8 protein-coding genes and 1 pseudogene are annotated in these 8489 nt (G+C 54.6%); 6 read left to right on the top strand and 3 right to left on the bottom strand.

What is annotated here, in order from left to right; genetic code table 11:
* The coding region (locus tag MVB78_RS00620) for an alpha amylase N-terminal ig-like domain-containing protein (RefSeq protein WP_297486701.1) at window positions 1-1624 on the bottom strand (1624 nt) is incomplete at its 3' end.
* A gap of 73 nt (window positions 1625-1697) precedes the next feature.
* On the opposite strand from MVB78_RS00620, the gene MVB78_RS00615 reads away from it, so the two are divergent.
* Together MVB78_RS00615 and MVB78_RS00610 are read left to right on the top strand one after the other, a co-directional pair.
* Window positions 1698-2720 (top strand): TrmB family transcriptional regulator, encoded by a 1023-nt coding sequence (locus MVB78_RS00615; RefSeq protein WP_297486699.1) that lies wholly within the window; start codon window positions 1698-1700, stop codon window positions 2718-2720.
* 47 nt (window positions 2721-2767) lie between these two features.
* Window positions 2768-4120: a glycogen/starch synthase gene (locus MVB78_RS00610; RefSeq protein WP_297486696.1), complete on the top strand. Its 1353-nt coding sequence runs from the start codon at window positions 2768-2770 to the stop codon at window positions 4118-4120.
* On the opposite strand, the gene MVB78_RS00605 is transcribed toward MVB78_RS00610, so the two are convergent.
* A complete protein-coding gene (locus tag MVB78_RS00605; RefSeq protein WP_297486692.1) occupies window positions 4117-4479 on the bottom strand; it encodes a ribonuclease P protein component 2 in 363 nt (120 codons plus the stop codon). The genes MVB78_RS00610 and MVB78_RS00605 overlap by 4 nt on opposite strands.
* Before the next feature lie 62 nt (window positions 4480-4541).
* Here MVB78_RS00605 and MVB78_RS00600 point away from each other — a divergent pair, with 62 nt between their 5' ends.
* The gene (locus MVB78_RS00600) at window positions 4542-5627 is read left to right on the top strand and encodes a radical SAM protein (RefSeq protein WP_297486703.1); all 1086 of its coding nucleotides are present in this window, start codon (window positions 4542-4544) and stop codon (window positions 5625-5627) included.
* Window positions 5628-5683: 56 nt separating this feature from the next.
* On the opposite strand, the gene MVB78_RS00595 is transcribed toward MVB78_RS00600, so the two are convergent.
* The gene (locus MVB78_RS00595; RefSeq protein WP_297486689.1) at window positions 5684-6736 is read right to left on the bottom strand and encodes an ATP-binding protein; all 1053 of its coding nucleotides are present in this window, start codon (window positions 6734-6736) and stop codon (window positions 5684-5686) included.
* A gap of 90 nt (window positions 6737-6826) precedes the next feature.
* On the opposite strand from MVB78_RS00595, the pseudogene MVB78_RS00590 reads away from it, so the two are divergent.
* The 3 genes and pseudogenes from MVB78_RS00590 to MVB78_RS00580 all read left to right on the top strand — a co-directional run.
* Window positions 6827-6991, top strand: a pseudogene (locus MVB78_RS00590) (antitoxin VapB family protein); the annotation flags it as partial.
* Between the two features lie 35 nt (window positions 6992-7026).
* Complete coding sequence (locus MVB78_RS00585) at window positions 7027-7398, top strand: type II toxin-antitoxin system VapC family toxin (protein ID WP_297486686.1); 372 nt, start codon at window positions 7027-7029, stop codon at window positions 7396-7398.
* A 175-nt stretch (window positions 7399-7573) separates the two neighbouring features.
* The gene (locus MVB78_RS00580) at window positions 7574-8410 is read left to right on the top strand and encodes a potassium transporter Kef (RefSeq protein ID WP_297486684.1); all 837 of its coding nucleotides are present in this window, start codon (window positions 7574-7576) and stop codon (window positions 8408-8410) included.
* Window positions 8411-8489: the final 79 nt, after the last annotated feature.

Here is an 8489-nt window from a genome sequence, read left to right as displayed (position 1 = left end):
CCCTGAGTCCTACCTCGTCGCCGTAAAAGAGCGCCGGAATGCCCTTGTACGTCATCAGGAAGGCGAGGGCGCAGAGGTAACTTCCCGCGTCGCCCTCAACGAGGTCGAGGAAGCGCGGGACGTCGTGGTTGTCGAGGAAGTTGTAGGTAAAGTACTCCGCCGGGCCGTAGTAGGTGCTCAGGAGGTTCAGCTCGTTCAGGAAGCCCCGCGCGTCTATCTCCCCCAAGACGAAGAACCTCAGCAACGCATCGTAGAGCCGGTAGTTCATGACCCCGTGGAAGGCATCGAAGAGCCAGGGCCTCCCGTCGTCCATAACCTCACCGAAGAGGTAAGCTTCCGCGGGAAGCCTTCTCCTGACCTCACGCCACACCTCAGGGGGAACGCCGTGGGCGACGTCGAGGCGCCAGCCGTCGGCACCCTTCCCGAGCCAGTGGTTCATGACCTCAGCTATGAGATCAACTACCTCGGGGTTGTCGTGGTTTAAGCGGGGCATCAGCCAGACCGAGAAGAAGGCCTCGTAGTCCCAGCCAAGCCCCTTGAGGACGCGGTACTTCTCCCTCCAGGGCATGTCCTCCTCAAGGGTGTTAAGGAACTCCCGGGTAACGACCGGGAACTTAAGGGGCCGGTAGAAATCCCTGTACCTGCTGTTTTCTCCGTTTCTGATGAGATCTTGGAAGTAGGGGTGGAAGAAGCTCGTGTGGTGGAAGACGCCGTCGAGGATGAGCCTCACATCAAACCCCTCCAGCTCTCTAACGAGGGCGTCAAACTCACCGTCCCCACCGAGCCTCTCAGCGGTGTGGAAGTAGTCCGTCACATCGTAACCGTGGTAGGTCATGGACTCGAAGATCGGCGTCAGGTAAATCGCGTTGATCCCGAGGCCCTTCAGGTGGTCGAGGTGCTCCCTGAGCCCCCTGAGGTCGCCCCCGTAAAAGGACTCTCCCTTCAGGGGCAGTTCTTTTTCCGCGATGCCCACCGCGAACCTGTCGGGCATCACCTGATAGAAGACCCTCTCAAGAACCCAAGCCGGTGCCTCCAGGCTTTCAGGAACGGCCGAAAAGGGGCCGAGCTTCTCAAAACCCTCAGCCGTTTCAACTTCGAAGGAGTATTCCAACGCGCCCTCCCCCGGCAGGACGGCCTCCCAGTACTCGAAGAGCTCATCCCTCGCCTTGGGCCTCATTTCCACCTTTTCTCCAGTGAAGCTGAGTGTGGCCGAGGTTGCCGAGTTCCTCGCCGTTCTCAGGATAACGTGAGTCCGCCCGGCGAAGGAGTAGAGGTACGTGAGCGATGGGCGGTGAAAGAGCCTTCCTGGGCCCCGAACCTCGGCGACGCTTGCCTCGCGTTCGAACTTGTAGGATGGCCTCTTGTACCCCCTCTTCACCGGGTTCTCAGAATCCACCTTGAACTCCCCGCCGAGCGAGAAGGCGTAGTACCAGACCCCCTCCGGAAGCCTCACCTTGATCTTCCACCTGTCGTCAGATCTCACCATCCGGAAGGAGCCCTCGTTGAAGGCGTTGAAGCTGCCCAAGAGGTAGGCGTAGGGCTCCCCCTTCGCGGGGGTCGAAAACTCCACCATAGCCACCCTCCCGAAGCGCCTGTCGCGTTCGAACCCGAAAATTTTATACACCCTGACCACCCAAGTATCACCATTGATGAGTAAACTAAAGCGAGTGAAACTTAAACCTTTGGGAGGTCAGGAGATGAGGGAAGAGGAGATCATGGAAAAACTTCAAAGGATAGGTCTGACGAAGTACGAGAGCTTGGCGTACATAACCCTTCTCAAGCTCGGGCCGAGCAAGGCCACGGATATAACGAAGGAAAGCGGAATCCCGCACACCAGGGTCTACGACGTCCTGAGCTCACTCCACAGGAAGGGCTTTGTGGACGTGATGCAGGGGACTCCAAGGCTGTACAAACCTGTTAACCCCGAGCTCGTCTTAGAGAAGATAAAGGAGGACATAATAGAGGACATAGAGGCCCTGAAAAAGGCTTTTCTTGAGCTCTACAGGCAGGCCCACGGCGAGGAACTGCCCGAGATATGGACGATACAGGGTTTTGACAACACCCTTGAGAGGGCGGAGTACGTGATCAGGAGCTCCAGGCACGAGGTTCTTATAAACACGCCCATGGAGTTCCTAAAGCTCCTGAGGAGAGAGATAAAGGCAAGAAGGGACGTGGTCTTCATCATCATAAGCAACTTTGAGGAGGTCCCAGACTGGCTCAGGGGAGACAACGTAATACTCGCGAGGAGCGGCGGTGCACCGTGGCTCATGGCCAGCTGGATAATCGGGGACATCGAGTACGCCCTCTTCTTCGGGGCGTTGCCGAAGGACAGGAGGAGGGAGAAGTTCTACTCCTTCTGGGCCAAGAGCCCCAAGATAATCCAGAACTACATGCACTGGTTCTACACGATATACTTCGACAACAGCGAGGTCATAAAACCGCCCGACTACGAAAAGCTCCCGAAGCCGCTCTCCCTGGTCAATATAAGGACCCTGATAACGCTCCTCAAGTTCACGGAGCTCCCGAAGGAGGCCGAGATAGTCGGCAGGATGGTGGAGACCAAGGACCCGGTGAACCTCAGGGGGCAGATAATCGACTACGAGTACACCCCGCTAACGGCCAACATAACCTTCAGGTACAACGGCAGCGAGCTGAAGGTCGGGGGTATAGGGAGCTACTTCGAAGACGTCGAGGGGGAGAAGTTCATACTCCTGGACTGAGCCCAAGTTTATTAACTCCCCCTTCAACGGTATCCCGGTGGTATAGTATGAGAATACTGCTCTTGGGCTTTGAGTACCTGCCCGTTAAGGTCGGGGGCCTCGCGGAGGCGATAACTCACATAGCCGAGGGGCTCGCGGCCCTTGGAAACGAGGTCGTGGCCTTCACGCCTGACCACGGAAAGAACCTTGGAGAACCGGTTAGGAAGTTCAAACTAACCGCCTTCGGGGAAGAGGTTGAGGTGGAGGCAAGAAAGCGGGAGCAGAACGGTGTGACGGTTTACTCCCTGAGTGGAAGCCTTTTAAGCAACGAGGACATATACGGGCCCGGCTGGGAAGGCATGCTTCGGAAGGCCGTCCTGTTTGGCAAAGCAAGTGCCGGCCTTCTAAACGAAATGATAGAAGAGTTCAGGCCGGACGTCGTCCACGCCCACGACTGGCACACCGTCTTCGCACTCGGCCTCATCAGGAAGTACTTTGGTGTGAGGACGGTCTTCACGATCCACAGGCTCAACAAGGGAAAGCTGCCGGCCGAGTACTTCAGGGAGGCCAACCTGGCCGAGCTCGCACCCTACCCGGACATAGACCCGGAGCACACCGCGGCCTACATCGCCGATGCCGTAACCACGGTCAGCAGGAGCTACCTCTGGGAGGAATGGGGCTTCTTCGGGCACTTCGACGGCAAGGTCACGCACGTCTTCAACGGCATAGACTGCTCGTTCTGGAACGAAGATCTCCTAAAAAACGCAGAACTCTCGCGGAAGGAGAGGAGAAAGCTCATCCTTGAGCACTTCGGTCTCTCAGACGGCAAAGCCTTCATGTTCATCGGCCGCTTCGACAAGGCCCAGAAGGGCGTTGATACACTGCTGAGGGCGATAGAGATACTCTCAAACGACCCCTCCTTCCGGGAGATGAGGTTCATCATAATCGGGAAGGGACATCCGGAGCTTGAGGCCTGGGCCAGGGCCATAGCAAACCGCTTCCCTGAGAACGTGAGAACGGTAACCGAAGTCCTTCCAAGGGAGACCGTGAGGGAGCTCTACGGCTCCGTTGACTTCGTGGTGATCCCGTCCAACTTCGAGCCCTTCGGCCTGGTTCAGCTTGAGGCGATGTGCTTAGGTGCGGTCCCGATAGGGAGCGCCGTCGGCGGCATAAGGGACACGATCATAGACCTCAGAGACGATCCCGAGGGGGCAACGGGAATCCTCGTTCCTCCCAGGGACGCCTTCGCCCTCGCAAAGACCATAATAAGCGCGGGCTACCTCGATGAGAAGACACTCCAGAGGCTCAGGGAAAACGGAAGGAGGCGCGCGAGGGTGGACTTCACATGGGAGAAGGCCTGCAGGAGGTACCTCAACCTCTACCTGGGCTCGGTTGACAAGGCCATCCCCTTCCTCCGCTAACGCCATCCGAACTCGCTCAAAAACTTCCTCTTCAGCCTTTTTATCGTCCCTGAAACACCAAGGGTTCTAAAGATTGCCCTCGACCCGTTTATCTCTGTGACGAGCATCAAAGCAAAGCGGAGCTCTTCGACGTGCTTCCTGTCAACCCTCACGATGCCGGTCTGGGTTTTCTCGTCGAACTTTATGAACCACGGCTTCGCCTTGGCAGAACCGAGAACGCCGAGCGTTGAGAGTGAAGCCTCCCAGATTGCCCTTTTTATCTCGTCCTTCATGAAGGCCCTCTCCCCGATAACCTGAAAGGCTATGTAGCGGTGCTTGTCCCTTAAAGTTGGTGGTAGGTACTTCGGCTTCTCCCTCATGTTCCCAACTCTGTCCGCCAACCTTTTTAAGTCCTTTCCAGAGCCTTCGAGTGGTGAGAGCTTTGGTCTGGGAGACGCCTTACTTCTCATACGCCGTGCGAGAGTTGCCGAGGGGCTGTCAGCTCTGCGTTAGAGGCGAGAAGCTCGTCCTCTTCACCACAGGAAAATGCCCGCGGGACTGCTTCTACTGTCCGCTCAGCCCCTGGAGAAAGGAGGACGTTGTCTACGCCAACGAGAGGCCGGTTAAGAGCGTTGATGACATCATTGAGGAAGCTCTAATCCAGGAGGCAAAAGGGGCCGGCGTCACCGGCGGTGACCCGCTCGCTAGGCTTGACAGGACGGTTGAATACATCCGGGCCCTCAAGGAGGCCTTCGGAGAGGGCTTCCACGTCCATCTCTACACCACCGGCGCCCTGGCGAGCAAAAAGAACCTCGAAAAGCTCCACGATGCCGGTTTGGACGAAATACGCTTCCACCCCGACCTCTTCAACCCCAACTCAAAGCTCTTCAACGTCGAGATAGAGAACATAAAGAACGCCTTCGACTTCGACTGGGACGTCGGCGGCGAGATACCCTCAATTCCGGGCCAGTTCGAGAGGATGAGATGGTACGCCGGGTTTCTCGACAAGCTCGGCGCGAAGTTCCTCAACGTCAACGAGCTTGAGTTCAGCGAGACGACGCTCAAGACGCTTTTGGACATGGGCTACCAGCCGGTGAGCGACGAGAGCTCGGCCATAAAGGGCTCCCTTGAGTTGGGCCTTAGGCTGCTTGAATGGGGAGAAGAAAACACCTCCCTGAGCTACCACCTCTGCACGGCGAAGCTGAAGGACGCTGTCCAACTGAGAAACAGGCTGAGGAGAACCGCGAGGAAGGTTGCAAAACCCTATATGGAAATCACGGAGGACGGAACGCTCCGCTTTGGAATAGCTGAATACGACGACTTAGATGAGCTTTACAGCTTCCTCGTGGAGGAGGCGGAGGTACCAGAGGAGTGGCTCTACATCAACCGCGAGAAGGGCAGGATAGAGATGCCGGAGGAAGTAGCGGTCGAGCTCGCTGAGGCAATAGAGGGGGCCGTTAGGTTCTTCATCGTGGAGGAGTACCCGACCTGGGACCACCTCGAGGTGGAGCGGATTCCGCTACCGTGATTTTACTTTCCGGAGTTGTTGTCCCTGGGGGCGTAAGTAACTTACGGGGGCATAAGTCAGTCGGTAAGGGCGGCCTTTATTAATGGGTCCGTTAACTGGTAAGTTTCATTCTTTTTCGTGATCCAGCCCATTTTCATAAGGTTCTTTAAGAGTTCGTAAAGCCTCGGCTCAGGGGTTCGCATACCCTTCACATTAAGATAGTCCCTCAGAAGGCTCCACCTGTTGTAGCCAAGGGCTATTCCCCTGAGTATCTCAACGTAGCGGGGCGCTCTCCTCTCGAGTTCCTTAAGCTCTCCCAATATCAGTCCTCTTGCCGTCTCGAGGGTTCTTTCGATGGCTTCTTCAAAGTCTCCACTCCTGAGGTATTCAACACCGAAGAGCACGAGCCAGCCGGGAATGCCATCCAGCGTCTCAACGGCGCGGTTTACGATGTCTCCTGAGACTTCGACTCCAGCTTCCCTAAATCCCGTCTTCAGGAACTCCTTTGAGACATCAGGGGTGAAGGGTTCAACGTACACCTCCCCAGCGATTCTTCCGTAGAGGGGACTTTCGTAGTCGTCTATTCCAAGGAAGTCGTGGAGGAGACCGACCTCAGAACCGGTGAGGATGATCCGCAGGTTTGGAAGGCTGTCGTAGGCATGGGCAAATAGCGCCAACAGTTCCTTCCCTCCCCTCGAACCGTAGAAGCGGAGGTACTGGGCTTCGTCAAAGGCTATGACAAACTTCCCGGTTTTTTCGCCGATTTCGTTTAGTTCCCTGAAAATCTCCCTCAGCGATGCCTCCTTAGGTTCGAGTCTGAGGAACTTCAGGTCGAGGGATATTCTAAACTTTGAGAGAAGTCTCTGCAGTATAGTTCCTTTCAACTGAAGCTCCCTGATGAGGTCTTCCTTGGTAATGTGGCCGCTCTCCGCGTAGAGTTCCCGGCAGTCAATCAGTATTCCAGGGTTCACGCTGAGGTACGCCCTGAGAATCGAGCTTTTTCCAACCCTTCTAATGCCCAGGAGGAGGCTCAGAGGGTACGTTTCAACGCTTTTTTCAAGCTCTTCAAATTCCCTCTCCCTGTCAAAGATATCTTCTCTCCTCTGCTTGGGTCTCAGGTCGAACAGCACTTACGCCACCGTAAGTAACTTACGGGGGCATAAGTTATAAGGGTTTCGAGAGGTTTATTTATTTCATGCATGCACTTATAAGTGGTGTCCTTGGGCAAGACGATAACCATAGCCGATGACGTTTACTATGAACTTGTCAAGATGAAGGGTAAGAAGAGCTTCTCGGAACTCCTGAGGGAGCTGATAGGCAAGAAAAAGAAGGGCAACCTCGAGGTGCTCATGATAGCGTTCGGAACGAGAACTCCGGAAGAGGTCTAGGAACTTAGGAAAGATCTCAAGGAGGTCGAGGAATGGATGGACTCTTGGACACCAGCGTGGTGATTGAGATCTTTGGGGGAAACAGGAAGGTTATCGAGGGTCTTTCTCCCGGTGGAACCTACGCACTTCCAACCATAGTCGTCTTTGAGCTCTACTGCGGGCATTTGAAGGAGAGGGAGGAACTCATGCTTGAAATGATGCCGAAGGTCGAATTCAACGAGGAGGCCGCCAAGATAGCGGGGGCAATCTTCAGGGAGTTGATGAAGAAAGGCCAGAGGCCTCCCTTCAAGGAGTTACTTATCACGGCAACTGCAATAGCCCACAACATGACCCTCTTCACTTGCGACAGGGGTTTTGAAAGGTTCAGGGAGTACGGGCTTAAGGTGAAAATCCTGGAAAAGTAGCCCCGGTGCTCCTCCTTTGTGGAATGATGAACTTGGCTTCCCGAGGCGATGTGAAGTTGAAGGGAGAATATTTCCTCCTTCTAAGCTTCTTTGCCGGAGTCCTCTTTCTGACAGCCCTGTTCAGCTATGCACTCTCCATTTCGCCGGAAAAAGCCTTCCCTTTGCGGTTATCCTGGTGCTCCTCTATACTCTGGCCTATGTTGTCCGAAAGGAACCCGAATGGAGAAAGTCCGGGCCATTAAAATCCAGGGGTTTGAGGTATCTGATCTTTTTCATGGGCTCGTTTGGGTTTGGTGTGCTCCTCTTCGGGCTTTTGTATCTAGCTTTTTCAAAACCGGGAACTTCCTTCGCTTCCATCGTTAAAGCTCTTGGCATTCTCTTTGCAACGGGCACCTTCCTGATGTTCCTAGCATCGGCGTTTTATAGCAGGAGTAAGACACCTGAGAAAATCACCTACTCCTGGCTGGATTTTCTGAGAGAGCTTTCGGCGTCAATTCTTCTGTTCGTGATTTCTTACTTCTCCGGCGTTGGCCTTGAAAGGAGTGTTTCAATGGCTCTCTACGTTTTTGTTGTCGCCGGATGGTACTACTCCATGATGGCGCATAGGTATATAATACCCGGGTGGATACTCAAAATCCGGACAGTCGTTAATTTCGTTGCCGTCGGCTCGGGACTTTACCTGTTCGTAATCAAAAACGCGCTCATAAGTGTTTTAATGGGGGCACTGTTTGCGTTTGCCTTGGAGAGGGACTACGAGATAACAAGGAAGCTCATGGAAAAGGGACTGCTGGAGAGGAGATACGCCGAGAGCGGTACCTTTGGTGCCTTCTACGCCATCTTTTATCTGTTTGGAATGATGGTAGCTTTGACTGTTGTCACTGGAAATTATAACGTTTCTTTCATCAGGGAATCCCTGTTAACGATGTTCAGGCTACTCTATTTATTCACGGCGATTTTCCTTCCCTTCGGGACGCTTCTCGGGTGGGCGAGGCTGAGGGTTCATGGGGAATGAACTGGAAAATGGACCTTTGTGTTCTTTTGTTCGCTCTTTTACTCTTGCTTCTTTTGATTCGTTCTCATCGTTTTGATAC

Source organism: Thermococcus sp. (genome assembly GCF_026991495.1).
GTDB lineage: Archaea > Methanobacteriota_B > Thermococci > Thermococcales > Thermococcaceae > Thermococcus.
Note: the sequence above shows the minus strand (reverse complement) of the source record. Positions and strands in the feature narration are given on the sequence as shown.

Bases quoted from the DNA above. Each gene is read 5' to 3' on its own strand.
- MVB78_RS00585 (WP_297486686.1), top strand. From the start codon at position 7,027: ATGGATGGACTCTTGGACACCAGCGTGGTGATTGAGATCTTTGGGGGA.
- MVB78_RS00605 (WP_297486692.1), bottom strand. From the start codon at position 4,479: ATGAGGGAGAAGCCGAAGTACCTACCACCAACTTTAAGGGACAAGCAC.
- MVB78_RS00615 (WP_297486699.1), top strand. From the start codon at position 1,698: ATGAGGGAAGAGGAGATCATGGAAAAACTTCAAAGGATAGGTCTGACG.
- MVB78_RS00610 (WP_297486696.1), top strand. From the start codon at position 2,768: ATGAGAATACTGCTCTTGGGCTTTGAGTACCTGCCCGTTAAGGTCGGG.